The 26,172-nt window shown below is 64.6% G+C and carries 24 protein-coding genes; 13 read left to right on the plus strand and 11 right to left on the minus strand.

The features are described 5' to 3' along the window. Together ACFWUP_RS11755 and ACFWUP_RS11760 are read left to right on the plus strand one after the other, a co-directional pair. The coding region (locus ACFWUP_RS11755) for a transposase family protein (protein ID WP_379233324.1) at positions 1-189 on the plus strand (189 nt) is incomplete at its 5' end. A gap of 988 nt (positions 190-1,177) precedes the next feature. Continuing rightward, positions 1,178-2,233, plus strand: a complete 1,056-nt coding sequence (locus ACFWUP_RS11760) for a DNA cytosine methyltransferase (protein ID WP_379233325.1) — start codon at positions 1,178-1,180, stop codon at positions 2,231-2,233. Here the strand turns inward: ACFWUP_RS11760 and ACFWUP_RS11765 are convergent. Beyond that, entirely contained in the window at positions 2,191-3,270 is a 1,080-nt protein-coding gene (locus tag ACFWUP_RS11765) for an HNH endonuclease (RefSeq protein WP_379233326.1), read from the minus strand. The genes ACFWUP_RS11760 and ACFWUP_RS11765 overlap by 43 nt on opposite strands. A gap of 1,688 nt (positions 3,271-4,958) precedes the next feature. On the opposite strand from ACFWUP_RS11765, the gene ACFWUP_RS11770 reads away from it, so the two are divergent. Continuing rightward, complete coding sequence (locus tag ACFWUP_RS11770; RefSeq protein ID WP_379233327.1) at positions 4,959-5,174, plus strand: hypothetical protein; 216 nt, start codon at positions 4,959-4,961, stop codon at positions 5,172-5,174. Then, positions 5,171-6,442: a hypothetical protein gene (locus tag ACFWUP_RS11775; RefSeq protein WP_379233328.1), complete on the plus strand. Its 1,272-nt coding sequence runs from the start codon at positions 5,171-5,173 to the stop codon at positions 6,440-6,442. The genes ACFWUP_RS11770 and ACFWUP_RS11775 overlap by 4 nt, the downstream gene beginning before the upstream one ends. Here ACFWUP_RS11775 and ACFWUP_RS11780 read toward each other — a convergent pair. After that, complete coding sequence (locus tag ACFWUP_RS11780) at positions 6,439-6,816, minus strand: hypothetical protein (RefSeq protein WP_379233329.1); 378 nt, start codon at positions 6,814-6,816, stop codon at positions 6,439-6,441. The two genes, ACFWUP_RS11775 and ACFWUP_RS11780, sit on opposite strands and share 4 nt — an antisense overlap. A gap of 884 nt (positions 6,817-7,700) precedes the next feature. Here ACFWUP_RS11780 and ACFWUP_RS11785 point away from each other — a divergent pair. Beyond that, a complete protein-coding gene (locus ACFWUP_RS11785) occupies positions 7,701-7,919 on the plus strand; it encodes a hypothetical protein (RefSeq protein ID WP_379233330.1) in 219 nt (72 codons plus the stop codon). A 23-nt stretch (positions 7,920-7,942) separates the two neighbouring features. Here the strand turns inward: ACFWUP_RS11785 and ACFWUP_RS11790 are convergent, their stop codons facing one another. Then, positions 7,943-8,905: a helix-turn-helix transcriptional regulator gene (locus ACFWUP_RS11790; RefSeq protein ID WP_379233331.1), complete on the minus strand. Its 963-nt coding sequence runs from the start codon at positions 8,903-8,905 to the stop codon at positions 7,943-7,945. A 60-nt stretch (positions 8,906-8,965) separates the two neighbouring features. Between ACFWUP_RS11790 and ACFWUP_RS11795 the strand changes: the two genes are divergently transcribed. Then, positions 8,966-9,490 (plus strand): DinB family protein, encoded by a 525-nt coding sequence (locus ACFWUP_RS11795; RefSeq protein WP_379233332.1) that lies wholly within the window; start codon positions 8,966-8,968, stop codon positions 9,488-9,490. Positions 9,491-9,546: 56 nt separating this feature from the next. Here the strand turns inward: ACFWUP_RS11795 and ACFWUP_RS11800 are convergent, their stop codons facing one another. Beyond that, on the minus strand, positions 9,547-12,027 hold the full coding sequence (locus ACFWUP_RS11800; protein ID WP_379233333.1) for a tetratricopeptide repeat protein: 2,481 nt from the start codon (positions 12,025-12,027) through the stop codon (positions 9,547-9,549). 164 nt (positions 12,028-12,191) lie between these two features. On the opposite strand from ACFWUP_RS11800, the gene ACFWUP_RS11805 reads away from it, so the two are divergent. The 3 genes from ACFWUP_RS11805 (at position 12,192) to ACFWUP_RS11815 (ending at position 13,915) form a co-directional block, all read left to right on the plus strand. Next, positions 12,192-12,647 (plus strand): carboxymuconolactone decarboxylase family protein, encoded by a 456-nt coding sequence (locus tag ACFWUP_RS11805; protein WP_379233334.1) that lies wholly within the window; start codon positions 12,192-12,194, stop codon positions 12,645-12,647. 29 nt (positions 12,648-12,676) lie between these two features. Next, a complete protein-coding gene (locus tag ACFWUP_RS11810; RefSeq protein WP_379233335.1) occupies positions 12,677-13,114 on the plus strand; it encodes a nitroreductase family deazaflavin-dependent oxidoreductase in 438 nt (145 codons plus the stop codon). Positions 13,115-13,240: 126 nt separating this feature from the next. Beyond that, a complete protein-coding gene (locus ACFWUP_RS11815; RefSeq protein ID WP_379233337.1) occupies positions 13,241-13,915 on the plus strand; it encodes a hypothetical protein in 675 nt (224 codons plus the stop codon). Positions 13,916-14,006: 91 nt separating this feature from the next. Here the strand turns inward: ACFWUP_RS11815 and ACFWUP_RS11820 are convergent, their stop codons facing one another. Genes ACFWUP_RS11820 through ACFWUP_RS11830 form a run of 3 tightly spaced genes read right to left on the minus strand, consistent with a single transcriptional unit; the run spans position 14,007 to position 17,138 of the window. Beyond that, positions 14,007-15,395, minus strand: coding sequence for a VWA domain-containing protein (locus ACFWUP_RS11820; RefSeq protein ID WP_379233339.1), 1,389 nt, complete (start codon positions 15,393-15,395; stop codon positions 14,007-14,009). 31 nt (positions 15,396-15,426) lie between these two features. Beyond that, the gene (locus tag ACFWUP_RS11825) at positions 15,427-16,311 is read right to left on the minus strand and encodes an AAA family ATPase (protein WP_379233341.1); all 885 of its coding nucleotides are present in this window, start codon (positions 16,309-16,311) and stop codon (positions 15,427-15,429) included. A gap of 23 nt (positions 16,312-16,334) precedes the next feature. Further along, entirely contained in the window at positions 16,335-17,138 is an 804-nt protein-coding gene (locus ACFWUP_RS11830) for a TetR/AcrR family transcriptional regulator (RefSeq protein WP_379233343.1), read from the minus strand. Positions 17,139-17,247: 109 nt separating this feature from the next. On the opposite strand from ACFWUP_RS11830, the gene ACFWUP_RS11835 reads away from it, so the two are divergent. Further along, positions 17,248-17,907 (plus strand): hypothetical protein, encoded by a 660-nt coding sequence (locus ACFWUP_RS11835; RefSeq protein WP_379233345.1) that lies wholly within the window; start codon positions 17,248-17,250, stop codon positions 17,905-17,907. Here the strand turns inward: ACFWUP_RS11835 and ACFWUP_RS11840 are convergent. Continuing rightward, positions 17,877-19,235 carry a DUF2252 domain-containing protein gene (locus ACFWUP_RS11840; protein WP_379233347.1) on the minus strand — a complete coding sequence of 453 codons (1,359 nt, stop codon included), beginning with the start codon at positions 19,233-19,235 and terminating at the stop codon, positions 17,877-17,879. The genes ACFWUP_RS11835 and ACFWUP_RS11840 overlap by 31 nt on opposite strands. Before the next feature lie 215 nt (positions 19,236-19,450). On the opposite strand from ACFWUP_RS11840, the gene ACFWUP_RS11845 reads away from it, so the two are divergent. Beyond that, positions 19,451-20,671, plus strand: coding sequence for an ATP/GTP-binding protein (locus tag ACFWUP_RS11845; RefSeq protein ID WP_379233348.1), 1,221 nt, complete (start codon positions 19,451-19,453; stop codon positions 20,669-20,671). Continuing rightward, a complete protein-coding gene (locus tag ACFWUP_RS11850; protein ID WP_379233350.1) occupies positions 20,664-21,272 on the plus strand; it encodes an RloB family protein in 609 nt (202 codons plus the stop codon). The genes ACFWUP_RS11845 and ACFWUP_RS11850 overlap by 8 nt, the downstream gene beginning before the upstream one ends. Before the next feature lie 81 nt (positions 21,273-21,353). Here ACFWUP_RS11850 and ilvC read toward each other — a convergent pair whose 3' ends face one another. From ilvC to ACFWUP_RS11865, 3 genes are all read right to left on the minus strand, one after another. Continuing rightward, positions 21,354-22,355: a ketol-acid reductoisomerase gene (ilvC, locus tag ACFWUP_RS11855; protein ID WP_379233794.1), complete on the minus strand. Its 1,002-nt coding sequence runs from the start codon at positions 22,353-22,355 to the stop codon at positions 21,354-21,356. A gap of 75 nt (positions 22,356-22,430) precedes the next feature. Further along, positions 22,431-22,934, minus strand: a complete 504-nt coding sequence (gene ilvN, locus ACFWUP_RS11860; protein WP_019048314.1) for an acetolactate synthase small subunit — start codon at positions 22,932-22,934, stop codon at positions 22,431-22,433. Beyond that, positions 22,931-24,859 (minus strand): acetolactate synthase large subunit, encoded by a 1,929-nt coding sequence (locus ACFWUP_RS11865; RefSeq protein ID WP_379233352.1) that lies wholly within the window; start codon positions 24,857-24,859, stop codon positions 22,931-22,933. Before ACFWUP_RS11865 ends, ilvN begins: the two co-directional genes overlap by 4 nt. 315 nt (positions 24,860-25,174) lie before the next feature. Between ACFWUP_RS11865 and ACFWUP_RS11870 the strand changes: the two genes are divergently transcribed. Continuing rightward, positions 25,175-25,915, plus strand: coding sequence for a PH domain-containing protein (locus tag ACFWUP_RS11870; RefSeq protein WP_379233354.1), 741 nt, complete (start codon positions 25,175-25,177; stop codon positions 25,913-25,915). The last annotated feature ends 257 nt before the right edge of the window (positions 25,916-26,172 follow it).

Here is a 26,172-nt window from a genome sequence, read left to right on the forward strand (position 1 = left end):
CCCGCCTCCCAGAAGCAAGCCAACCGCGCTCACGCCCGGCTACGCGGCCGCGGCGAGCGGGCATTCGCCCAGCTCAAAGTATGGAAGATCCTGCGTAAGCTGCGGTGCTGCCCGGACAAATCCACCCGGCTTGTGAAGGCAATCGGCGTTCTCCAGGATCGCGAGCGTCAAGCCGCGTCGGCAGGATGAAAAAGGCTCCTTGTAGGCGCCGAATTCCCTCACGCTGCAACACTTCAGTGATCAATGTCTTCTTCTCATTGAGGTGCAGCAGCATTGACCCCAGAATGGTGACGTCGAGATCTGTGCTGGTCCCGAGGCCAGACAACGTCACCGGGGCAACTGCTTCTCGAAATCGACGATGATGATGGGGAATTGGGGAGTCGCCCTGCAGTCGGTTTGGGTGCGATCGCTCCACAGCACTCAGCCGCCGCCACAGCGCGATCGGTGCCGTACCTACGACGAGCCAGCACCTACGAACTCCGCCGCAACCCTGCCTCACCGTCGGCCGGGACAGTGACCCGCGCCACCGTTCCATGCAGCTTGGATCCGTCGCACGTCAATACCGCGGCCAACGCCGGTAGGTCCCGGGCGCAAGCGGCGACTCGGCCTGCCGGACTCGAATGTATCCGACAGGTCGGATCATCGACTTCAGCAGAGTTGTTTCGCTGGCCACGCAGCCGTCGCTTCGGCGCGGGCAGTGGCAGTGGCTCCGTATCGAGCACTCCACGCAGCCAAGGACTCCGGTTTCCCGCCCACTACGACCGGCTCGATCGGGAAAGCTCTGACGAACTTGAACGGTTTGACTTCACCCATGGCACCCACTGACCGGACCTTGCCCCCTACATGACGACTGCCGAGTTGTGCCAGGTCATTACGACGGCACCAGAACCACCCGCACAGTCAGCAGCTGGTCAGTACAAGGAGTCCGCATGTCAAGCCAGCGAGGTCTCAATCAGTAGCCAGGGAGATCGTGGCCCTACCTTCCGCCCTGAAGGTGCCCCATGCTAGTTTGACTCGCTCGTGGTGCACTCAGCGGTGCTTGTGTGTCGCTACGTCCCTACGGGAAGTTGTAACCGATACCATGACGCACGTCCTAACGTAGTCGCGTCAGCCTTGTCAGTGGGTCGACGTACGGTTGCGATGAACGTACTCAGACACTGAAAGGAGCACAGTAGCGGTGGACAACAACCCGAAGGTGCGATCCTTAACAGAAGCCACCACAGGGCACTCCAAGGAGGTCCTACTCCGTCCGGCCAACTCCGCCAACCGCAAGCTCCGCCTCGCGAGCTTTTTCGCAGGAATAGGCGGCTTTGACTATGGATTCGAGAATGCAGGCATTGAAACTGTTTGGCAGTGTGAAAAGAAGGAATTCTGCCTTGACATTCTCGAAAAACACTGGCCAGAAGTTCCTCGCGCACAAGATATTCAGGGGGTAGATTACGATGACATCCCGGAAGCGGAAATCTGGGCAGGCGGATTCCCTTGCCAAGACGTTAGCCTTGCCCGTATGGGACCACGAAGTGGACTCAAAGGAAAGCAGTCAGGCCTCTTTTACGACTTTGCTGAACTTATTGACAAACGTCGCCCCCCGGTTATTGTCCTCGAAAACGTTGCGGCACTCCTCTCTTCCCACGAAGGCCGGGATTTCGCAATCATCTTACGGACGTTGGCCGACATCGGGTATCATGTCGCGTGGCGAGTACTTGACAGTCGATACTTCGGCATCCCCCAAAGTCGCACAAGAGTCTTCATTGTCGGATCTCTTGGAGACCCGAGCGGTCCCGGAAAGGTACTTTTTGAGCCCGAATGCGGCGACCGGGATTCTGAGAAGAGCCGACCGAATGGGACGAAATCTGTTTCCCCCTTTGCGATCAGCGTTGGAAATTCTAAGCAAGGGTTCGTAAAGAAGTTGGCTCACTGCCTCTACGCGGAATCGGCACGCCATACTGGCACCGATTGGTCGCGAAACTATGTCTCATACCCGGAGGGTCGTGTTCGCCGTTTGACACCCCTAGAGACAGAGCGATTGCAGGGATTCCCAGACAACTGGACGATCCCAACGCACGAAATCTCCAATGAGAACACACTCGACTCAGCTCGATATCATGCCTGCGGCAACGCAGTCTCGGTACCCGTGGCCGAGTGGATAGGGCAACGAATCGTGAACATCATGGGCGAGCAACTGTTGGCTTACTCCGAATCCTCACCGAACGAGACACCTAGATCCGCGTAGACCAACTGAAGGTACTGAGGACTAGGATGCTGCGTCGGGTCAGAGGGGAGCCGCTCGACTGGAATTGGCATTCTGTCGACTCCCAGCTGATCCCGGCTCAGCTGGTTTAGTCGCTGTGCAAGCTGAGTGAATCGGATAAAATATTCTCCGTCCCTATGCTCGACCACCATGACTCCTGCATCAAACGCCCAGTGGTGAAGCTTGCACAGCGCAATGCCGTTTCTCACGACGTCTAGATCATGCTTGCTCCATGCCAAGACATGGGCTGCGTCTATGCCAGAGAGAATTCCTTCCACGCCACCGAATTCCGCGCCGCAGAATGCGCATTGGTTGCGGTATGCCGTTCGTACAGCATCGCTGAACCTCCGTCCTGACGATCCACGCGCCTTCGCGAGCCTGTACTCATGTGCAGATCTAGCACTAATTTCAGGAGCATCCTCCGCCAGTTCATTGGGCGGCGGCAGCGTGGGCCTGTTGCTCGGTTGGATATCCAAAATCTGCTCAAGTGCGGGCAATGGATCATAACCCTCGATGTACCTCACGGATGGATCACTGGCGAGCTCTCTAATGATAGACGCTACCGATTTCGCGAGCGTTGACTTGATCGGATTCCCGTCCATCAATATTTGCCGATGCTTGAGAACCAGAGCCCCCAGCCCAAGTGAAAGTCTGTCGGCGGCATCATAGACCTGTTCAATACGGCGCCATCGAGCTTCAACTCCAATCGCTTCTTTGCCGCCGCGGTTGGCAACTTCAATCCATGACGGGACAAATGTCACACGCTCCGGAATAGACGAGAATTCACTGTCGGGTGCGAAACCAACTTGGCTAACAACATATTTCTTTTCTCGAACTACAGGGGAATCTTGGTTAGTTTTCCCTTTCTCGCGAATCGGATCCGGAAGCATAAGCATTGACGAAACAATTCGGCCAATTTGAATTGGTGGAGAGAAATCCGACCGCAATCTCGGTTTTTTGCTATCTCCAGGCTCCACACGCAATCCTGTGTCGCGCACTTCTCCATCCGGCCAGCGCATGAAAAAGGACCAACCTTCCAGACTTGCGGCCGTGTACTCGGAGTGAGCGCCAACGACTTCATATTCCCCGCGGCCACCTGATGGCCGAAATCCTATATGCACTCCACGTACTCCGTCCTCACCAACGCGGGTTCCACGAGTTATCCGCCCACGCCCTCAGTGACGGCGACACGCCACCCCCTCAGGTCGTCCACGGGCGAAATTGGTACCGCTCCAACCAGATTCGCTATCGGCAGTATAGCCGCACCACTTGTTGATTCTCTCGACGAACTGGCAAAGCTCCTTCGCGATTCTTACCTGCCACGTCGGCAGATACACCGCAGCGTCGATTCATCGACAGCCTAGATCTCGGCAGCCATGATCGTCCGCTACGTCTACGCGAGGATCGAACGGCCACGATCCGCCCATTTGTCGGTCGAATCGACGCATCGACAGTTCAACACCGAGGTCCGCAGAACCTCAACCGCCGACGGGTGCGCGAGGACCATCTACTTGTTCTGCTCAGGACCCGCAACAAGGGTGTCCTCGTCGGCGAATTGCGCAGCCCCAGCGGTGTTCACGGCGTCCTTCCGTCGTTCCGTCGACGCAGGTCCCTGGCGTCGGCACCCTCATCTCTGACACGCGATCCGATGCATAACAAATGAACTACTTGGAGCCATCCGATCGGGCAGCGGCGTTGCTGATCAGATACTGAATCGCAGGGATACATACCCTGTTCGGCTCCGACATCTTGACCTGGGCATACTTGACGCCATGACCGAATGGGTGCCGACGCGGTATGTCTGTCCGGATGAGATCGTGGCCAACCAGACGCCGAAGGGTGGGTTCACTCAGGCTTCGCTGGCCGGGTGGGGTGTGCCCTGGCCTCCGCCCAAAGGGTGGAAAAAGGCTGTCTCAGACCAGGATCGGTGGTCTCAGGATTTGACGACGTTTCTTGGATAGCCGACGGCTATGGTACGGTCGGCGCACAAGTCAGGCCCCGGAGGTGCGTCAACACCGCCGAGGCCCTGGGCGAGAATCTGGGTTCAGCAGACTCAACGCCGTGGGCAGCAGCCTACCGATGATTCTGGCATCTCCGCCAATCTCCCCCTTGCCGCTGTGCGCCCGGGCGAGTTGTGCGGGTGATGCGCCTCACCCGCGCAGTCGTCGCCCGTCAGAGGGGCCGCTGCAGCCATTCCGATGACACAGGGTCGGCCGGTAAAGGCGGACTCGGACGGCTACACCGTGGTTGGTGGCATGGATACCAGGGGTTCCCTGGGCGTTCCTGACCCTGTGCAGAATCCCAGTCCCGGCCCTTGCCGAGTAATGCCCGGCGGGCGTGCACAACCGAATCGACCGTAGCGGCGACCCGACCGGCGGACCTCGCGTCAAGGGTGCACCCGTACTTTGCGGTACCGGGGTGCCCCTGTCTCCCTTCGCTTCCCCCACTCCCAGCGGGGTTCGAAGGGCCGAGTACCAGCTACGGACCGGGAGAGCAAACAACCGAGGTCATGTAATCGCGCATTCGCTTGTTTGACAGTGCACACAGGCCTGGTGTGTCCACACACCAGCGATAAATGCCACGGCTGTTCACATGTACTTCGGGGGTGGTTTTCGTTGCCGTGCACAGTGATTCGGTGAAGTTGTCGCGCGGGGCGGTGGGAGGGGGGACCCTCGGGGTAGAGGATCGCGTATTCAGGAGCTGCCGCATGTCTGTCAGAGGGGACCAGGATGGGGGCTTGCCGTATACGTTGCCTGCGTTGGAGCAGTTGCCGGCTGATGAGGCTCGGGATCTGTTCGAGTTGATGAGGGGCGCGAGTACGTTCGAGGCTGCGGCGTTGGACAAGTCCATCGACTCGATGGTGTCCGCGTTGCCGCGGCCGTTGCGCAAGGTGACGAAGAAGATCATGTTCGGCGGCAGATGACGGATCTCACTACGCGGGCGCAGTTGATTCTGTTGGCTCGGACGTTGCATGTTCATCCGCAGCGGTTGGATCACCTGCGGTATCTGGGGGCCGATCGGTTGCACGCGTTGCAGCAGCAGATCTCGGGGGTGTTGTTCGATCAGCACACGGAGACGTTTCGGCGGATCAGTGCGCTGGTGCCGTTCATTCCGTTGACGATCTCTATTCCGTTGGTGCAGAAGCTGGTTCCGCCGATGATGACGGGGCGGGCGGCGGGGTCGGTGGGGTTGGATCATCCGGGTAAGGCTGCCGAGACGTTGACGATGTTGCAGGCGGGGTATGCGGCCGATTGTGCGCCGTATCTGGATCCGCGGGCCATCGAGCAGTTGGCCGATCAGATGGCGCCGGGGCCGATCGTCGCGATTGTCAACGAGTTGTTGCGACGGCGTGATTACGTGACGGCCGGTCCGTTCTTGTCTTGTGCCACAACGGAAATGATCGCCGCGGTGGAAGCCGGGGTGCGCGATGATGCGGGGTTGATCTTCTCGGCGGCGTTCTCCTACGACGTGGACGTGCTCAGCGCGGTCGTTCGTCAGTTGCTCGACGGGCCGCATCGGCGGATTCCGCAGATGACGCAGACGGTGCTGAGAGGGTCGCCTGATCTGCAACATGCTGCGCTGTCGGTGTTTTCGCGATGTGCACCCGATGTGATCCGGCGGGTGGGCGACATTCTGTTCGGGAGTGCGCAGCCCGCTGATGTGGCGCGGTTGGTGCGCAATGCGCTCGCGCTCGGTGCGGTGCCCGAATTCCTCACGCTGACCGGGTATCTCACGCCTTTGGGGCTGTGGACGTTGGTGGGCAATCCGGTATTCAGGGATCCGGATGTGGGGGTCGATCTGGTCGCGCCGATGGATGGGCGGGCCGACGCGGAGAGTTGGCGTGGGCTGTTCACGTTGATGGCGCGGATGGATGACGATGTTCGGGGCGCGGTGGGGTACGCGCTGGCTTTGCTGTCGGAGTCCGCGGTGTCGGAATTGCCCGCTCGGGCGACCGAAACTGGTTGCTGGCCTGCGTTACTCGATCTGGTCGCGGTGTCCGGGGAGCGGGGGCAGTCGCGGTTCGGGGCGATCTGGGCGCAGTTGGGGCCGGAGCGGCGGGCTTATCTGCATCGGTGCATCACCGAGCTTCGGTACGACACCCGGTTGGCCGAGATCACGGCGTTGGTGGAGCCGGTGGAAGTGGATCTGCTGTTCTATCAGCGGCGGCAGCAGGGGCGGTATCGGGGCTAGGCCTGCCATCTGCCCCAATCTCTTTGGGCGTGCAGGGCGGCTGGGTCTACGACGCCCCAGACTCGGATCTCGACTCGGTACTCGTCGGGGGCGGGCTCGATGAGGCCTTCCATCGCGTGGACTCCCGCTGTGGGGAAGTGCACCGGGCGCAGACCGAGGGCGTTGGCCCATTGGTCCACGATCCAGCCTGGATGCTGCGAAAGGTGGCTGCCGACTTGGCCTTCGACGGACAGGATTGCCTCCATGTGGTCGTCGTCGGTCACCGACGGGGCGACGTACCAGGTCAGCGGGAGCAGTCCGTGCGCTCGGCCGAGTTCGTTGAGGTGTTGGGAGACAGCTGCCTCGATCGCCGAGCTCAGCTGGGAGAGATTCATGCGATAGGTATATCGCGCTGGGGCGGACGGTGCACGGCTGGTGGAAGGGCGCGACAATCGCGGCTGCGTGCGGGAGAGTGGGGTGCATTCGGCGTCTATCGAGGAGGAACACCATGTACGGGGTTGCCGATCAGCGACCGGCCACCGGGGGGACGGCGATTGTCGCGGGGGTGTTGGCGGGTCTCGGTGGGCTCGCCGGATTCGGCGGGGTGATATCTGCCGTACAGATGATGGTCCAGGCAGAAGCATTGTTCTGGTGGGGGCTGGCTCCCGAGTGGGCTTCGGTTCTGATGGCGTTGGCGTTGATCGCCGAGGTTGTCGCCGCGGTCTTGCTGCTTGCGGGGGCCGGACTACTTTTCCGGCGGCACCGGGTTGGGCCGACGCTGGTGGTGCTGGGGTGCATCGGGGTGGTCGGTGCGTACGTGGTGTGGGTGGCTACGCTACTTGGCCAGATGGCCAGGTATGGGGGTGATCTCGGCAGTGGATCCGTCCAAATCGCACTCAGACACACAAGCGTGGACGGGATCCTGGCAATGGCGGAAACCAGCCTGCCGACTGCGGTTTCGGTGCTCATGCTCATGTTTCCCATCGCGACATTGGTGCTCGCCGTTGTGCCGTCAACTCGACGGTGGTGCAGCGGGAATCGACAACCAGCGTGGGGTCCCGGAGTGCCGATGCGGGGGCTGCAGCCTCAGGGAATCCCGCCCGTGCAGCATCCCGGAATGCCTGGTTATGCATCGCCGCAAGGACATTGGGGCTATCCGAACCAGCGCCCACAGGATGAGTATCGGCCCCGATAGCGGATATCTCGAGCAATCCAGACGCGACAATCGGCGGCGAATGCGCGAGAGTGGGGGCACGTTTCAGCTCGAAAGGATCCACCGATGACCCTCACTCGTCTCGCTGTGGCCGCGGCGATCATCGCCACTCCACTGGTCGGCGTCGCGGGCACCGCCTCGGCCCAGACCGAAACGGCCTCCGCTTCCCTCGAATTCGTCGATCGAGGATGGCACGATGACAACGGCCTGCATCTCGGCCACGATCCTCTGCGCAAGTGGCTGCATCATGTGCTGCCGCGCGGCGTTTTCGGCAGCGTCGACTGATTCGCAACCGATGGCGCCGATCATCACTGTGTCCCGGCGCGGCTGAACCGGTCCCCCCAATCCCGCAGTTGCGCAACCAGTTCCGGTGGTCCGAGAACCCGGAAGTCTGCTTCCACCCGGCCCAGTAGCAGGATCGGCCAGTGGAGGTCGTCGACGGTCATTTCTATCTGGGTGCGGTTGGCGGGGAGGGCGGTGATGGTGCACCAGCGGCCTACTCGGGTGTGGACGTCGGTGGCGGGGGCTTCTATTTCGGCGGTGACGGTGTAGCCGGAGCGGCGGGCGCCGATGGCGTTGCGGACGAAGGTGGCGGCGTCGGGGGCGGGGAGGGTGCGGGGGCGGAAGCGGGTGCCGGTGGTCGCGGCGGCGGTGAGGCGGTCTACCCGGAAGGTGCGCCAGTCGTGGCGGGTGAGGTCGTAAGCGACGAGGTACCAGCGGCGGCCGAGGGAGACGAGGCGGTGGGGTTCTACTTCTCGGGTGCTGGTTCGGGCGTCGGCGGCGGTGTAGGTGAAGGTGAGGCGTTCTTCGCGGCGGCAGGTCATGGCCAGGTCGGTGAGGACGGCGGGGTCGACGTCGGAGAGGGGGACGGCGGTCCAGGCGGTGGATTCGGTCATGGCGCGCAGGGCGTCGACGCGGCGGCGTAGGCGGGCGGGTAGGACGGTGACCAGCTTGCCGAGGGCACGGATGGATGGTTCGGCGAGGCCGTCGCCCGCGCCCTGGGAGCCGGCTTGGAGGCAGACGGTGATGGCTACGGCTTCGTCGTCGTCGAGGACCAGCGGCGGGAGGGCGGCGCCCGCGGCCAGCTGGTAGCCGCCGTCTACGCCGGGGCGGGCGTCGACGGGGTAGCCGAGTTCGCGCAGGCGGTCGATGTCGCGGCGCAGGGTTCTGGCCGAAACACGCAGGCGCTCAGCGAGTTCCGTGCCGGGCCAGTAGCGGTGAGTCTGCAGCAGCGACAGCAGACGGAGGGTGCGTGCGCTCGTGTCGGCCATATTTCAAGTATCCCGCAATTGCGGACAGAAACTGGCCGCAATGGGTTCTACCTTGGGTTTATGACTTCCACACAGATCGACACCGAACGCACCGACATCCTCGAGATGCTGGCCAAGCACCGGCACTTTCTGCGCTTCACCGTCCGCGACCTCACCGACGAGCAGGCAGGGTTGCGGACCACCGCGAGCGAGCTGTGCTTGGGCGGGCTGATCAAGCATGTCGCTGCGGTAGAAGCGAATTGGGCGGGTTTCATCCTCAACGGACCCGCTGACGCCCCGGACTTCGAGTCGATGACCGAAGAACAGCTCGCGCAGTGGGGCGAGAACTTTCAGATGTTGCCCGGCGAAACCCTCGCCGGCATCCTGGCCGAATACGACCAGGTCGCGGCGCGCACCGACGAACTCGTGCGCACACTCCCCGACCTGAACGCCAGCCAGCCGCTGCCCGAGGCCCCGTGGTTCGAGCCCGGCGGTCGCTGGACCGCGCGCCGCACCCTGATGCACATCATGACCGAGACCGCCCAGCACTCCGGGCACGCCGATATCATCCGGGAATCCCTGGACGGGTCGAAGTCGATGGGCTGACAGCCATCGGGCGACGATAATCGCAACAGCGCGTCAATAATCGCACCTGGCTGCGATTATTGGCGCGCCTCCGCAATTTTCGACGTCGATGGGGCGATGTCGGCGCGCAGGGCCTCGGCGGCTGTGCGGTGTTCGGTGGCGGCGGCCGGGTCTGTTGGTTCGAGGACGTCGGCTATCCCCTGGTGGGCCTTTGCTTCTTCGAACCGGTGGCCGAGTTCGGGTGCGAGGGTGAGTGTTTCGCGATAGAGGCGAAGGGCTTCCTCCGAAAACCCTGCGAGGCGGCAGGTTTCGGCGTAGCTGTTGAGGAAGTGGATCTTCCAGTGGTCTTCGAAGAGGGCGTCGAGGAGGGTGAAGGCTTCACGGTGACTGGACAGGGCTTCTTCGTAGCGGCCCATTTCGCGCAGGGCCACACCTCGGCAGTTCAGGCACCAGGCTTCGTTGTGTTTGTGACCGTCTTCGCGGGCCAGGGTCAGGGCTGTATTCAGGTGGGAGAGAGCTTCTTCGGGCTCGTCGGCGGCGATCGCTACCCCCAGGGCGATCTGGGCCTGTTGGGACGGGTGGATGGCGAGGGCTTCTCGGGCCAGTTGGGCGGCCTCGGCGCGGTGGCCCAGTTGGAGCATCGCCCAGGCTTCGCCTGCTATCGCGTCGGCGGCGCTGGTGGGGCAGCCGCTGGTGGTGTAGAGGTCGCGGGCCTGGCGGAACAGTTCCAGGGGTTCTTCGATATTGCCTTCGTCCCAACGTAATTGGGCGCAGCGCATTGTCAGTTCGGCGCGGGGTAATGGGTCGCCTGCCTCGGCGACCAAGGGTGCGGCGGCGGCGTAGGCGGCGGCAGCTTCGGTCATGCGGCCCGCGTTGTAGCGGGCGAAACCGAGGTCGCTGTGGGCTTCGGCGAGTTGGCGTGGGTCGCCGAGATTCTGTGCGGCGGTGAGGGATTGCTCGAAGAGGGCGTTGAGGTGGGTGGTGCCGCAGCGGCGGGCGAAGAAGGTGCGCATGAAGCGCGGGAGTTCGCAGACGTGGGTGTCGGCGCCTGCTTCGACGGCGGCGTAGAAGACCGACATCAGGTTGGTGTATTCGGTGACGTACCAGAAGAACGCGGCGTCGCGGCCGGGGAAGTGCGGGAGTTCGGCGGGGGGTGGACCCGCGGAGACGGCGCGGGTGGGTGACAGGAACGGCATGGCGGCGTCGGCGGCGGCCGCGGTGTGCACGTAGTAGTCGAGGATGCGGTGCAGGGCGCGGTCGCGGTCGGCGGGGGTGTCGTGTTCGACGGTGGCCTGGCGGGCGTGTTGGCGGACCAGGTCGTGGAGGCGGTAGCGGCCGTCGGCCGGTTGGTCGACGAGGTGGGCGTCGAGGAGGTCTTCGAGCATGGTGCGGGAGGTGCGCAGCGGCACATCGGCGACGGCGGCGGCGACGTAGTCGGTGAACGTCGAGCCGGGGATCAGGCCGAGGAGGCGGAACAGGCGGCGCTGGTCGCGGTTGAGCTGGCGGACCGACATGCCGAACGCGGTGTCGAATTCGCTGGCGCCCTCGGCCATTCGCTCGACGAGGATGCCGATCGACCAACCCGGTCGATGCCGGAGCCGGGCGGCGGCCAGCCGCAAGGCCAGCGGTAGGTTGCCGCACAGGCGCAGCACTTCAGCGGTCTGGTCGGGTTCCTTCGCCAGCCTGCCGGTGCGCGCGTCGCCGCTGGCGCGCGCCAGCAGTTCGGCACTCTCCTCGGCCGTGAGCACGTCGAGGGTCACCGGCACGACCTCGTCGAGTTCGAGCAGCCGGTTGCGGCTGGTGATGATCGCGACCGACTCCCCCGCACCGGGCAACAGGTGGCTGACCTGCGCGGCGTCGGCGACATTGTCGAGCACAACGACAGCGCGCAGGCGTGCCAGCTCCGAACGCCACACGGCCGCTCGCAGTTCGACTCCCCCGTCCTGGGGCACCTTCTCCGACGGCACCTGCAGGGCGGCGAGCAGCGCGCGAATGGCGGCATCGGGGTCGAGCGGTTGGCGACCGTCGGTGAAGCCGTGCAGGTCCAAATACACTTGGGCGTCCGGGAATTCGGCGGTGAGCTGATGTGCGGCGTGCACGGCGAGGGAGGTTTTACCGACTCCCGCCATGCCGTCGATGGCGACCACGCGGTCGGTGCGAACCGCCGCCAGCACATCGGCCAGTGCCTGTTCGCGGCCGGTGAAGTCGGGGACGTCGCGAGGCAGGTCGTTGCGCGGCGGGGGTGGCGCGTCGGCCGGTGGGCTCGGCGGGGCGGGCTGGCGGCTGGTCTTCGGCGGGGCGGGCAGCGGGTTGTTGGCGCGCTCCCACAGCGGCCGCAGCGGGCGCGGGTCGCGTTTGACCAGGCGACACAGCTCCAGGACGGCGGGCCACGGCGGCACCGTCTGGCCGCTGAGATAGCGCGAGAGCGACGACGAGCTCAGACCGGTGTCGCGGGCCAGGGCACGCACACCCCGGCCGGACAGTTCCTGGATCAGGCGCAGGCGCGAGGCGAGCTCGTCCTGCGGATACGCCCGTGCCGTCTGCTGTTGCACAACCACTGCGATTCACTCCGTTGTCCCGGCCCGAAACAGCTTTCTCGCGACCGACAAGACCGTGGTCACAGCCGTTTTCGACTGTCCCACAGTGTCCCACAGCCATTCTCTTCCGGCGCGCCACGGGCTGTTATTGGTTCACACCGCAAGCAACGAACAAGGAGAACGAAATGCAGTCTCGGATGAAGAACCCGGCCATGATCCTCACCGACGCGATGGGCCCCATCCAGCAGGTGCTCAAGGCAGTGGAAACCGGTGGTGTGGACAGCGAACTGCTCGAGCTGGTGCACCTGCGGGTCAGCCAGATCAACGGCTGCGCGGCCTGCGTGTTCGGCGGCACCACCACCGCCCGCAAGGCAGGCGTCAGCGAAGAGCGCCTCGCCACCGTCGTCGCCTGGCGCGAGACCCCGTTCTTCAGCGACGAAGAGCGCGCCGCCCTCGAACTCGCCGAAGCCGCGACCCGCATGGCCGACCGTCCCGACGCCGTCACCGACGAGATCTGGGACAACGCGGCCAGCTACTTCGACGAGAAGCAGCTCGCCTCGATCGTGCTGATGATCGGCGTGACCAACATGTTCAACCGGCTCAACGCCACCACTCGCCAGATCGCAGGCGCCTGGGGCTGAAGCCCCCTCACCCGAAAGGACTGACCGAAATGACCACCCAGCAGCACACCGGATTCTCCCGTTGGATGCAGCACCGGATGAACAACCGGATGAACCGCAAGATCCGCGGCGGCAACGGCACCTTCATGGGCATGGATGTCCTGATCCTGCACACGGTCGGCCGCCGCAGCGGGCAGCCGCGCGACACCCCGATCAGCTGGTTCCCCGGCGACGACGGGTCCTGGCTGCTCGTCGCCTCCGGCGGCAAGAACGGACACCCTGACTGGTTCCTCAACCTGATGACGAACCCCGACCAGGCGACGGTCCAGCTACCCGGCAGCGACACCGTCGCGGTGACCCCGCAGGTGCTCGACGGTGCCGAGCGGACAACAGCGTGGGATCAGATCGCCGCCGCCCAGCCGCGCTACGACAAGTACCAGGCCAAAGCGGGCCGCGAATACGCCGTCGTGCGGCTGAGCACCACCTGATCCGCGCATGTCGGTTGCGCAACGGAACCCGAACTGCCTGCTGAGCGGTCATAGACTACTCAGCAGGCACGGGCGACCGAGCGCCTGATGTGTCCCGTTCGGCCGCTGCTCAGAGCGGAGGCGAACATGGGTTACCCCGGTTATCCCGGATACCAGCAGGCCATGCCACCGCCGCAACGGCCGTCACCGTGGCCATGGATTCTGGGCGTGCTGGTGGTTGTCGCGGCCTTGGGGGTCGGCGTGATCGCGGCGGGCATCATCGTCGTGCAACGCGACCGCAACTCGACTACAGCCGCCCCGAACCCCACCGCCGCCACCATCGCGGCCTCCGCGCCGGTGACGGTGCCCGGCGGGCCCGCCCCTGCGCCGGGCCCGGAGCCCGCGCCCGTCCCGGCCGATCCTCGAGCCGGTGCGCTCGATAGTTTGCGCGCCCAAGCCGCTGCCGACCAACCGTTCGTCAGCTCAGGGATAGCCAACCGGTGGGTGCCCCAGCTTTCGGCCAAACAGCCGGGTTTGGTCGCGCCCGACGTCGACGGGCAGATGGTGAACTGGACCAGCGCCGAGATCCTCGCCCAACACCAACGGATACGCGCACAATATCCGGGGGCGCGGCTGGTCTGGAGTGACGACTGGGCCACCTTCGACCTGCAGGGTTGGTGGATAACCTTGGCCGGAACCACCTACAGCGACCCGGACTCGGCCAACGCCTGGTGTGATGCCAGGGCGATCCCCGTCGACGAGTGCTTCGCGAAACTCGTCAGCAACTCGCGCGGATCAGCGGGGACCACACAGTACCGGTGAATCGGATGACCACACCCGGCGTAAACGACCAATTCGTCGCACCGGAATCAGAAAACTGATTCTGGGGGGGCCGAGTGGTCGATTACGCAAGTCAGGCGGGGAGCAGGCGGCCGATCACTTCAGCGAGCTGGGCGACATTGCGGCATTCGTGCATGGTGACGATGTCGGTGTAGTCCTCGGCGGCCGAGTCGCCGGTCGACCACGAGCGCGCGGGTTCGGGATTGAGCCAGTACACCGCCTTCGCACGCTCGGTGATGGCTTGCAGGGCAGCGAGATTCGGGTCGGTGCGGTTGGTGCGGGCGTCACCGAGGATCAGCACGCAGGTGCGCGGGCCGACGGCGTCGAGGTAGTGGTCGACGAAACCCTGCAGGACCTCGCCGTAGTTGCTGGACCCGAATCGGGCGACGCCGCCGTCGCGGACGATATCGCGGGCGAAGCCGGGCGGCGGGGGTTCGCCGGGGGTGAAGTACTGGGTGATCTCGGCGCAGGTATCGACGAAACCGAAGCTGCGGACCTTGCTGAACTGGTCCTGCAGGGCCTGCACCAACTGCAGGGTGAATTCGGCGAACCCGCTGACCGAGCCCGAAACATCTGCCAGCACAACGAGATCGGGGCGGCCGCGTTTGCGGGCGCGCAGCACGGGGTCGACGGGAACACCGCCCGTGGCCATCGAACGGCGCAGGGTCCGGCGAAGATCGATCTGGCCGCGCACGGCCTTCTTGCGACGCACCGCCAGCCGGGTCGCGAGTTTGCGGGCGAGGGGGTGGACGAGGCGGCGCATCTCGGCGAGGTCCTGTTCGCGGGCACCGAGGAAATCCGTTCGGTCCGCCGAGTTCTCGACGCCACGGCGGGCGATGTAGTCGGTGCCGCGCAGTTCGGCCGACCGCAGGCGGGCCTCGGTTTGCACGTTGGTGCGGAACTGGTCGACGCGGCGGCGGGCCTCGATGGTGCGCACTGCCGTGTCGAACTGGCCTGCGCCGCCCATGGTTTGGGCGACCTGCTCGGAGATCTCGTCCGGGCGTAGAGATTTCATGGTCAGATACGACGACCAGCCCGCACCGGAAGCCTGGGTGACCCGGCTCGCGGTTTCCCCCGCACCGCCGTAGGCGCCGAAGGTGTTGAGTGCCTCGCGGGCCAGTTCGGCGGTGTCTTCGCCCTGCACGAGGGTGGCGATCAGGCGCTCACGCAGGTCCTCGGGGCTCTCGCTCGGGCTCGGGGACGGCAGCTCGACGCCGAGGAAGTACAGGTCGAAGAGCTGGTCGAAGACCTTGCGCTGACCGTTGCGGCGGAGCAGGCAGGCGGCGAGGCCGGAGCGCAGGATGCGGGGGTCGGTGGTGTCGAGGGCCACGATTGCGGCTGCGGCGTCGATGGTTTCGCTGGGACCGGCGTGAATGTTGTGCTCGCGCAGCAGGGTGACGAAATCCACGAGGCGGGCGCTCGTCGGCGTGAGGTCGGACTGCGTTGGGGCGCTTTGTGTCATCGGTGATTCACCGCGCTGGTGTGCCGCAGGCTCATCGGGTCACGCTGTCGTCTTGTTCGTCGAGGCCCAGCCGCTCGATGGCCACCCGATGATCGGACTGGTACTTCAGCAGGACTCCGAGTGTCGAACGGACAACGGAGCCGGTCAGCGTGCGAGTCCCCAGTGCCACCAAAGTCTTTGCCCAGTCGACGGTTTCGGAAATCGATGGCGCCTTGCGCAGGGAGAGCTGCCGCAGCGCACCCACCGTCGCCACCACCGGTTCGGCCAGCGACGCATCCAGTTCGGGGACCTTCAGTGCGACGATCGCCTTCTCCAATTCCGCTGTCGGATAGTCGATATGGAGATACAGGCAGCGGCGCTTCAGCGCTTCGGACAGGTCGCGGTGTGCGTTGGAGGTGAGGATGACGAAGGGTTTGCGCAGCGCTTTCACGGTGCCCAGTTCGGGGATGCTCACCTGGAAATCGCCGAGCACCTCCAGCAGCAGGCCCTCGAGTTCGACGTCGGCCTTGTCGAGTTCGTCGATGAGCAGGACCGTGGGGTCGGGGTTGCGGATGGCGGCCAGCAGGGGGCGGGCGAGCAGGAACTCCTCGGTGAAGACGTGGTCGCGGGTGCTGTCCCAGTCCTCGCCGGAGGTGGCGGTGATGCGGAGCAGCTGCTTGGCGTGATTCCACTCGTAGAGGGCGCGTGCCTCGTCGACGCCCTCGTAGCACTGTAGACGGATGAGTTCGGCGCTGGTCGCAGCGGCGACGGCCTTGGCCAGTTCGGTCTTACCGACGCCCGCGGGCCCCTCGATCAGGAGGGGCTTTCCGAGGCGGTCGGCAAGGAAGACCGCAGTGGCGATGTCGAGGGAAGGCAGGTAGCCCGCGGCCGTGAGGCGGTCGGTTACCTGGTCCACCGAGACGAAGATATTACTCATCGGTAACCAGTATAGACGCGGCGTCAGCGGCCGATCGTGGCGGCGACGCCGTCGAGGATCAGGTCGAGGCCGAAGGCGAAATCGGCGCCGGCGGACTCCTCGTCGGGCGGCACGTCGGCGAAGGCCTGGTCGGCGAACAGCCGCGCGACCTCGGGAAAGCGGTCCGCATCCAGCTGCGCCGAGACTTCTCGCTGATAGGCCCGCAGTGATTCCGCTTCGTCGAATTGCTCCACGAGGCGACGCTCGGCCAGGTGGCGGCCGGTGACGAAAGCCTGGCGGACGTAGCCGCCGAGCACGGTGATCACGCCGATCTTGGCGCCCCAGCTCAGGGGTGTATCGCGCAGGGCGGCCAGGCCCGCGTCCATCCAGGCGATGGCGTTGAGACCGCGCGGCGGGCCGCTGATGGGGATCTGGGCCAGCCACGGATGGCGGGTGAACACGTCGAGTTGCGCGTCGGCCCAGCCGCGCAGCGCGGGGCGCCACTGGGAGTCGACAGCACGGGGAGGGCCGTAGGCGGCGTCGGCCATCAGGTCGGTGAGCCCGTCCTTGGACTTGACATAGCGGTAGAGCGACATCGGTGTGACATGCAGGGCCGCAGCGACTTTCGTCAAGGAAGCGCCGGCGAGACCGTCGCGGTCGGCCAGTGCGACGGCGGTGCTCACGATGCGATCCACGTCCAGTTCGGCCGGGCGGCCGACGCGCGCGCGAGCGGCCGACGGTTGGTCGAATCCGTCGGCTTCGACCTGCCGACGCAGGGCCGCGAGGTCCTTCGCCGACAGGTCGGAGAGATTGAGACGTCCAGGTTGTTCGGGCCGATCTCTTGTCACAAGTTCCTCATTCGATCGGGGTTCCCAAAGGTTAGCATAGTGCTTATAGTTTAAGACATATACTTAATCCGGCCGGGCGGGAGCGTTCGGGGGTAAGGGGCGAATAACCATGGACATCAACAGGATTCATCAGATCGCCGGTGCGGCCGCGTTTCTCGGCGCAGGGTGCACGCTGATCGAGCTGCCGCTGTATTTCGTCTACGCCGGAGCGCCTCCGGATGCGAATGTGCTCACTCGATGCCTGCTCGGGCTGATCGGGACCACGCTGTTCATCGTGTTCATGAGCGGGTTCGCCTACCTGGTGAAGCAGCGCGACCCGGAACGGGAATGGTTCGGGTCGCTGGCGGCCACGGCCGGAATCGCCTGGCTCACTGTCGTTCTGGTGTCGACCGGACTCGAGATCGGGGCGGTGATCGCCGCGCCCGAACCGATCGACCCCACCATCACCGTCACCGGGACCTACGTCCTGTACGGGACTATCGCGCGGCTGCTGGAAGGGCTGTCCCTGGTGGCGTTCGCCGTCGCGGCCGCGCGAGTGCTCCCCCGCTGGTGCCTCGTGAGCAGCTGGGCGCTCGCGGCGGTGAACTTCGCGTTCGTCCCGTCACTGTTCTTCGGGAACACCCCGGCCAACTTCTACGCGGCGAACGGGTGGGGCACCACCGCGACCGTCGGCGGGCTCACCATGCTGTGGTTGTTCGCCATCGGGATCGCGCTGTACCGGTCGGCGCGCGACACCGCTCAGTACGGGTTGTCGGCCACTTCCACCTGACCGTCCTCGATCGCGGCGACGAGCAGGCGGTAGTCGGCCGCGTTCTGATCCGAATACGACATCGCGAAATCGCTCAGCGCCTCGTCGAACTTGTCGCTGCTGCCGATATAGGTGTCGATGGCGATCGGGTCGCCGGAGCGGCAGTGGGCGCGGGCCAGCACGCCGCCACACAGCGCGCCGTAGTTGGCGAGCTGGTGGTGGGACAGGTCCTCGATATTGACCGAGCCCTTCATGTCGCGGAACTGGCGCCAGTAGAAGTCCACGCCCGCGGGACCGGTGGCCCAGCCGAGGAAGATGTCGCTGGCCGCCTGCATCAGCCGCTGGCCCGCGACCACGCGATGTCCCTGCTGCTGGTAGCGGCTCGGCTTCTGGTACGGCGCGAGCACCGAGATATCGGCCTCCTTCACCTGCAGGAACAGTGGGGTGCCGGACTCCTTGTCCATCAGCAGCACGATGAAGCATCGCGTCCCGACGCTGCCGACGCCCACCACCTTCACCGCGGCATCCACCATCACATACCGGTCGATCAACACCCGCATATGGTCGGGCAGGCTGCGGCGGTACTGGCCGAGCACGGATTTGACGAGCTTCACATCCGAAGTGTCGATCGGCATCAACAGCGGCGGCTGACTCTTGATCCGGGGAATGCCGTCGGCGTCGGACTCGGTGAGTTTGTCCAGCGCCTGCAGGCTGGTGCGCTTGCGGGCCGCGGCGATCGTCTTCTCGGCCTCCTTGCGCCCCTTCTTCTTCGTGATCAGCGTGAGGACCTGGTCGGCGTCGACGCGGTCGTACCAGATGTCGAGACTGTCCTGCTGGGCGAGCACCTCGATGGCCTCCCGGTAGCCGCGCGCGGTCGCCTCGGCCGCCGACGCCGCCCGCTTCTCCGAACAGCCGTTGACCAACCCCGCCACCGCGACACTGGCTACCAGGCGTTTGACATCCCACTCGAACGGGCCGGGCAGGGTCTCGTCGAAGTCGTTGACGTCGAAGACGAGGTTGCGTTCCGGGGTGCCGAACAGCCCGAAATTCGCCAGGTGCGCGTCACCGCAGAGCTGCGTGATCAGCCCGGTATCGCGCTGACAACCCAGGTCGTACGCCATCACCGCCGCGGCCCCACGCAGAAACGTGAACGGCGACACCGCCATTCGCGCCATCCGGATCGGCACCAACTCCGGCACCCGCTTGGCATTCTGTTTCACCAGAATCCCCACCGGGTCTTCGCGCCCCGGCTCCGCCTTCCATTCCCCCAGCTCAGAGCGGGATACTCGCTTCCGAGCCGTTTTCCCGTCCTGCGCTGCCTGCCGATCGAAATCCTCAACCGTCGTCATCGAGCAAGTCTCGCGCTAACACGGCGGTACGGCAAGGACCGACCCACTGCGGGAGGCATCCACACACCTAAGTGTTACGAATCAACCACTAGCAGCTCACCTGCGTGAAAGTTCCGCATAGGATGCTATGTGTGCCGACCCGAGAGGAGGTTAGAGGCCAAATGTTACTGAGTTTTCGCACTTCGAATCACAAGTCTCTCCGCGAGGAGCAGCAGTTGCTGCTGACGCCGTCCTACCCCGACGACCACCCGGAGGACCCCGCCAGCTGGCTCGCGGTCCCGATCGCCGGGATATTCGGCGCGAACGCCTCAGGAAAATCCAACGTTCTTCACGCGATCAGCTACATGCGAGACCTCGTACGAGGCTCACTTCGAGATAGTGACGACCCGGTAGGGGTGACCCGATACCCATTCGCCCTCGATATGAATTCCCATCTCGAGACATCGTCATACGTCGTCGACATCCTGATAGATAACGTACAGCACTCATACGGCTTCACGGTCGACGATATCGGAATTGTTGAGGAGTGGCTACATACGTATCCGCACCGACGTAAGCGAGTTGTATTTCATCGTGAAGGCAACGTATTCGAATGGGGAGAGTCCACGACCGCGCAGCTGCGCAAGTACGCGGACGATCTGGAATCGAATGTGTTGTTCCTGTCCGTAGCCGGAAGATTCAAACTATCCGAGACACAATCTACATTTGACTGGTTCCGGAGAATCCGCACATCCTTCGCGCTACAGACACTTCCGACAGGGATATACTTCGAGCAACTGAGCAGAAGACTCGGGACCCGCGATCTCGATGTGATGACAACTATTCTTCGCGCAGCTGACACCGGTATCGACGCGGTTTCGCTCATCGAGGAAAGCGATGACGAGTGGGCAGCGCGCAAAGCGCGTCGAGCCGCACTCGCCAACAGTCCGAAGCGAAAATTCATGCAGCTTCTCCACCGTGGCGAGGCGGGCGCGACCTACCCCCTCGAATTTCGTGACCAATCGCTCGGTACGCAGTCATTGATGGAACTCAGCGTGCTCGCACTCAACGCACTGTCAAGCGGTTCGGTCTTGATCGTAGACGAGATAGATCGCAGTCTGCATTCCTTCCTCTCGTCACAGATAATCGGCTTGTTCCGCAATCCGGAAACAAACCGCACAGGTGCTCAGTTGATATTCTCCAGTCACGATTCGGCACTTTTCGGACACATTCAGGGCACCGAGGTATTGCGACGTGACCACATATGGTTCACCCAGAAGAACGATTGTGGCGAAACAGAACTATTTCCGATAACAGCCTTCAAACCCCGAAAGGAAGACAACCGCGAACGCCGCTACCTCGCCGGCCGTTACGGTGCCGTGCCGATCGTCCGGGACGAGATGTTCGTCGCCGCCCTCGCCGCCCGCAACAAGGAGCAGCGCCCTCAGGATGCCTAGATCGTCGAAGATCGGAAAATCAACGGACCTCAACCGCCGGACTGCCGTTCGAAAAAGGAACGAGCGTAGTAGCTTCCTGATTCTCTGCGAAGGCGAAACCGAAAAGAACTATTTTACCGGTATGCGCAGCCGCAACGGACCTCAACTCGATGTCAATACGCCCGGGCGTGATCATGTGGCGATCATCGAGGCAGCGATAGAACGCTCTCAGGAAGCGAAACGCTCCGGTTCCGCGTATGAGCAGGTCTGGTGTGTGGTGGACACAGAGCTCGACTTTCAACTCGTCGAGAGGATCCAAATGAAAATGATCGGGTCCGGCGTCGAGGTGGCGCTGTCCTGCCCGAGCTTCGAAGCATGGCTTATTCTGCACATCATGGACTGTCGGCGTCCGTTCCAGAGCGCATCTGAAGCGAAGAAGCGGCTCCAAGAGTTGCGGCCCAAATGGAGTGAAAGCGCCACTCGCTTCGTTGATTTCGTAGACGGGCTGCAGGATGCCGAGCATCGCGCGCACACAATCGATCCATCGGGCCGCAGTCACATGACCAACCCGTCCTCGACGGTTTGGCGGCTGACCAGGAAGATCAGGGATGCGACACCGTAGCCGACTTGGATTCCGTACGACAGTCGAAACAGAACGCCGAAAGGCCCGCCCGAACGGACGGGCCTTTCGGGGATCAGAAACTTACGCGGTTTCGGTGATCGGGCGGTCGACCCAGCTCATCAGGCCGCGCAGCTTGGCGCCGGTGACCTCGATGGGGTGCTCGGCGTTGGCCTTGCGCAGACCCTCGAGTTCGGTGTTGCCGTTCTCGACGTTGGCGACGAGGCGCTTGACGAAGGTGCCGTCCTGGATGTCGGTCAGGATCGCCTTCATGCGCTCCTTGGTGCCGGCGTCGATGACGCGCGGGCCCGACAGGTAGCCACCGAACTCGGCGGTGTCGGAGACCGAGTAGTTCATGCGGGCGATGCCACCCTCGTACATGAGGTCGACGATCAGCTTGAGCTCGTGCAGGACCTCGAAGTACGCCATTTCGGGGGCGTAGCCGGCCTCGACCATGACCTCGAAGCCGGTCTTGACCAGCTCTTCGGTGCCACCGCAGAGCACAGCCTGCTCACCGAACAGGTCGGTCTCGGTCTCTTCCTTGAAGGTGGTCTTGATGACGCCGGCGCGGGCACCACCGATGGCCTTGGCGTAGGACAGCGCCAGGGCCTGGCCCTCGCCGGTCGGGTCCTGGTCCACGGCGATGAGCGCGGGCACGCCCTTGCCGTCGACGTACTGACGACGCACCAGGTGGCCGGGGCCCTTGGGCGCGACCATCGCGACGGTGACGTTGGCCGGAGCCTTGATCAGACCGAAGTGGATGTTGAGGCCGTGGCCGAAGAACAGCGCGTCGCCGTCCTTCAGGTGGGGCTCGATGTCGTTGGTGAAGATCGACGCCTGGGCGGTGTCGGGGGCCAGCACCATGATCACGTCGGCCCACTCGGAGACCTCGGCGGGGGTGCCGACGGTCAGACCGGCCTCTTCGGCCTTCGGGCGAGACTTCGAACCCTCGGCCAGGCCGACGCGGACGTCGACGCCGGAGTCGCGCAGGCTCAGCGAGTGCGCGTGGCCCTGGCTGCCGTAACCGATCACGGCGACCTTGCGGCCCTGGATGATCGACAGGTCAGCGTCGTCGTCGTAGAACATCTCGACTGCCACTTGATTGGTCCCTTCTGAAAATGATGGTGAGGAAAAGTTATCGCGGAGGTTGCTGAGGTCGGCTCAGCGGGTCGCGGTGATCGACTTGGGCCCGCGGCCGACGGCCACGACTCCCGACTGCACGATCTCGCGGATGCCGTACGGCTCGACCATGCGCAGCAGCGCGTCGAGCTTGGAACGGGTGCCGGTGGCCTCGATGGTCAGCGCGTCGGGCGAGACGTCGATCACCTTGGCGCGGAACAACTGCACGGCCTCGATCACCTGCGTGCGCACCGACGCGTCGGCACGCACCTTCACCAGGATCAGCTCGCGGGCCACCGAGGCGTCGGCGTCCTGCTCCACGATCTTGATGACGTTGATCAGCTTGTTGAGCTGCTTGGTGACCTGCTCGAGGGGCAGATCGTCGACGGTGACCACGATCGTCATGCGCGAGATCTCGGGGATCTCGGTGCCACCGACAGCGAGGGATTCGATATTGAAGCCGCGGCGCGAGAACAGGCTCGCGACACGGGCCAGCACGCCGGGCTTGTCCTCGACCAGGACGCTCAGCGTATGGGTCGTGCTCATTCGTCGGTGCCCTTCTCGATTGCGGCCTGCTCGCGTTCCATCGCCTCGTGGATGACGGCCGGTTCGGAAACCGACTCGTCCTCGTCGAAGAGCGGACGGATGCCGCGGGCGAACATGATCTCGTCGTTGCTGGTGCCCGAGGCGACCATCGGCCAGACCTGGGCGTCCTTGCCGACGATGAAGTCGATGACGACCGGGCGGTCGGTGATCGCCTGGGCCTGCCGGATCGCGTCCTCGACCTCGGACTCCTTCTCCACCCGGATGCCGACGCAACCCAGCGCCTCCGCCAGCTTCACGAAATCGGGGATGCGCAGCGAGTGCGTGCCGAGATCGGTGTTGGAGTAGCGCTGTTCGTAGAACAGGGTCTGCCACTGGCGGACCATGCCCAGGTTGCCGTTGTTGATCAGGGCGACCTTGATCGGCACGCCCTCGATCGCGCAGGTGGCCAGCTCCTGGTTGGTCATCTGGAAGCAGCCGTCACCATCGACAGCCCAGACTTCCTTGTGCGGCGCGCCCATCTTGGCGCCCATGGCCGCGGGCACCGCGTAACCCATGGTGCCGAGGCCCCCGGAGTTGAGCCAGGTGCGCGGGTTCTCGTACTTGATGAACTGCGCGGCCCACATCTGGTGCTGGCCGACGCCCGCGCAGTAGACGGCCTCGGGACCCGCGAGGCGGCCGAGGGTCTCGATGACGTATTCCGGCGAGACCGAGCCGTCGCTGGGGGTCTTCCAGCCCAGCGGGTAGTTCTCACGGATGCCGCTGAGGTAGGTCCACCATTCGGTGAGGTTCAGCAGCGGGGCGTCGCCGGTCTGCGGGTCGGCCTTGAGGGTTTCGATCAGTTCGACGATCACCTCACGCGCGTCGCCCACGATCGGGACGTCGGCGTGGCGGTTCTTGCCGATCTCGGCCGGGTCGATGTCGGCGTGGATGACCTTCGCGTCGGGGGCGAAGGAGTCCAGCTGACCGGTGACACGGTCGTCGAAACGGGCGCCGAGGGTGATCAGCAGGTCCGACTTCTGCAGCGCGGCCACCGCGCCGACGGTGCCGTGCATGCCGGGCATGCCCATGTTGAGGGTGTGGCTGTCGGGGAACGCGCCACGCGCCATCAGGGTGGTGACCACCGGGATCCCGGTGAGTTCGGCCAGTTCCAGCAGTTCTGCCGAGGCGTCGGACTTGATCACACCGCCGCCGACGTAGAGCACGGGCTGCTTGGACTCGAGGATCAGTCGCGCGGCCTCACGCACCTGCTTGCCGTGCGGCTTGGTGACCGGGCGGTAGCCGGGCAGACGCATCTCCGGCGGCCACGAGAACGTGGTCTGGGCCTGCAGGGCGTCCTTGGTGATGTCGACCAGGACCGCGCCGGGGCGACCGGAGGCGGCGAGGTAGAACGCCTCGGCCAGGGTGCGCGGGATCTCGGCGGCGTCCTTCACCAGGAAGTTGTGCTTGGTGATCGGCATGGTGATGCCGGAGATGTCGGCTTCCTGGAACGCGTCGGTACCGACCAGGGTCGACGGGACCTGTCCGGTGATCGCCACGATCGGGACCGAGTCCATCTGGGCATCGGCCAGCGGGGTCACCAGGTTGGTGGCGCCGGGGCCGGATGTGGCCATACACACACCGACCTTGCCCGAGGCCTGCGCGTAACCGGTCGCCGCGTGACCGGCGCCCTGCTCGTGACGGACCAGGACGTGGCGGACCTTCTTGGAGTCGAACAGCGGGTCGTAGACAGGGAGCACCGCGCCGCCGGGAATGCCGAATACCGTGTCGACGTCGAGCTCTTCGAGCGACCGGACCACCGACTGAGCGCCGGTCACGCGCTCGGGCGCGACCTGACGACGGGCGGGGTTGGTCGCCGGGCTACCAGGGGTAGCTGAAGGCGCTGACCTGCGGGCCGATGGCCCGGGTCGTGCGGTTGGTGCACTCACCGTCTTCGTTCCTCACTGTCTCGTTCTGACTCGGACTGGCCCTTCAGGGCCACTGGCATTCGCCCGAACACAAAAAAGCCCCCGCCCAGCACGTGGCTGTTCGAGGGTGGCGCGTCGCAAACGCGAGCTGACGTATCGACTACCTAGTCAGGCTCGACGCTGGACGCGCCGGCCGATTACGAGCTCGTTTCGAATCACGCATACGACGTTAGGCGCGCGTAGTGCGTCGAGTCAAACAGGCTTCCCGCTCCGGTCCCATTCTGTGGGACTCGAGTGGTTGCGTGGGTCCGTGTACCGAGATGCGAGGATGGGAGGGTGTCCTCACCGCATCAGTCCGTGCCACCGGTTGAATCGTCCCACACCACCGACGAAGGAGCCGATACGGGTCGCCCGTCGCGACCCGGTGGCCTGCGCTCGGCTTCGCCGGGACGGCTCGCCGCCATCGGCGCGGTGGTACTGGCGTACCTGATCTTCGTTGTCGTCGGGACGGTGCAGGACTGGTCGCTCGGGGTGCGGATCGGGGCGATCGTGCCCGCCGCGGCGATCGTCTGGTTGCTGGTGCCGCGCAAAACGAACACACCGACGCCCGGTGTGCACGTGATCGGCGTTCCCCGGCTGGCCTACATCGGCGTGCTGGTGTTGGCGTTCTGTGTGTTCTTCCCGTTCGTGGGGTGGCCCGCGCTGCTGTGGCCGCTGCTGCTCGCGCCGGTGATCGCGGTGTGGTGGGTGGTTCGCACGCACACGACGGTGTCCGAGTCCGGCCTCGACCTGAGCACGATGGTCGGCAATAAGCACCTGGACTGGGCGCGGGTCGACGGGATCGTGATTCCCAAGCGTGGCTATGTGCGGGCGCGGCTCGACGACGAATCCGAGGTGAAGCTGCCTGCCGTCGGTTACGACCGGTTGCGCGAGCTGATCGAGGCGTCCGACGGGAAGCTGCCCGATGTGTTCGCCGCCGCGGAAGCGGCCGAGGCCGAGCGTGTTGCCGCTGAGCGCGCCGCGGCGAAAGCCGAAGCCGACGCGACGGCAGCGCCCCAGCCGGAGTCCGAGCAGTAACCGTCGGCTCCGTCACTGTGGGAATCAGCACGCCGGCGAGGGCGGTTGTACCGGTAAGCTGACAGCGACCGGGCACCCCCGCGCCGACGGCCACCACTGCGGCGACACCCCCGAGAGCGACACTCCCGCCTCGAGCCCCGGTTTCATCACCCCAGCACGCACCACCGGCGCGACGCGACCACCGCCCGCCGGAGTAACGTGACGGGTTGCCGGACGCACCGCGCCCACGCACGTGCGGCGCAGGTCAGCCCCCTGCG

This window comes from Nocardia sp. NPDC058658 (assembly GCF_042716665.1).
Lineage (GTDB): Bacteria > Actinomycetota > Actinomycetes > Mycobacteriales > Mycobacteriaceae > Nocardia.

What these genes read in the sequence shown, in the direction of transcription:
- ACFWUP_RS11765 (WP_379233326.1), bottom strand. Translation starts at nt 3,270, where the DNA reads ATGCGCTGGCCGGATGGAGAAGTGCGCGACACAGGATTGCGTGTGGAG.
- ACFWUP_RS11770 (WP_379233327.1), top strand. Translation starts at nt 4,959, where the DNA reads ATGTCTGTCAGAGGGGACCAGGATGGGGGCTTGCCGTATACGTTGCCT.
- ACFWUP_RS11775 (WP_379233328.1), top strand. Translation starts at nt 5,171, where the DNA reads ATGACGGATCTCACTACGCGGGCGCAGTTGATTCTGTTGGCTCGGACG.
- ACFWUP_RS11780 (WP_379233329.1), bottom strand. Translation starts at nt 6,816, where the DNA reads ATGAATCTCTCCCAGCTGAGCTCGGCGATCGAGGCAGCTGTCTCCCAA.
- ACFWUP_RS11785 (WP_379233330.1), top strand. Translation starts at nt 7,701, where the DNA reads ATGACCCTCACTCGTCTCGCTGTGGCCGCGGCGATCATCGCCACTCCA.
- ACFWUP_RS11790 (WP_379233331.1), bottom strand. Translation starts at nt 8,905, where the DNA reads ATGGCCGACACGAGCGCACGCACCCTCCGTCTGCTGTCGCTGCTGCAG.
- ACFWUP_RS11795 (WP_379233332.1), top strand. Translation starts at nt 8,966, where the DNA reads ATGACTTCCACACAGATCGACACCGAACGCACCGACATCCTCGAGATG.
- ACFWUP_RS11805 (WP_379233334.1), top strand. Translation starts at nt 12,192, where the DNA reads ATGCAGTCTCGGATGAAGAACCCGGCCATGATCCTCACCGACGCGATG.
- ACFWUP_RS11810 (WP_379233335.1), top strand. Translation starts at nt 12,677, where the DNA reads ATGACCACCCAGCAGCACACCGGATTCTCCCGTTGGATGCAGCACCGG.
- ACFWUP_RS11815 (WP_379233337.1), top strand. Translation starts at nt 13,241, where the DNA reads ATGGGTTACCCCGGTTATCCCGGATACCAGCAGGCCATGCCACCGCCG.
- ACFWUP_RS11820 (WP_379233339.1), bottom strand. Translation starts at nt 15,395, where the DNA reads ATGACACAAAGCGCCCCAACGCAGTCCGACCTCACGCCGACGAGCGCC.
- ACFWUP_RS11825 (WP_379233341.1), bottom strand. Translation starts at nt 16,311, where the DNA reads ATGAGTAATATCTTCGTCTCGGTGGACCAGGTAACCGACCGCCTCACG.
- ACFWUP_RS11835 (WP_379233345.1), top strand. Translation starts at nt 17,248, where the DNA reads ATGGACATCAACAGGATTCATCAGATCGCCGGTGCGGCCGCGTTTCTC.
- ACFWUP_RS11840 (WP_379233347.1), bottom strand. Translation starts at nt 19,235, where the DNA reads ATGACGACGGTTGAGGATTTCGATCGGCAGGCAGCGCAGGACGGGAAA.
- ACFWUP_RS11850 (WP_379233350.1), top strand. Translation starts at nt 20,664, where the DNA reads ATGCCTAGATCGTCGAAGATCGGAAAATCAACGGACCTCAACCGCCGG.
- ilvC (WP_379233794.1), bottom strand. Translation starts at nt 22,355, where the DNA reads ATGTTCTACGACGACGACGCTGACCTGTCGATCATCCAGGGCCGCAAG.
- ilvN (WP_019048314.1), bottom strand. Translation starts at nt 22,934, where the DNA reads ATGAGCACGACCCATACGCTGAGCGTCCTGGTCGAGGACAAGCCCGGC.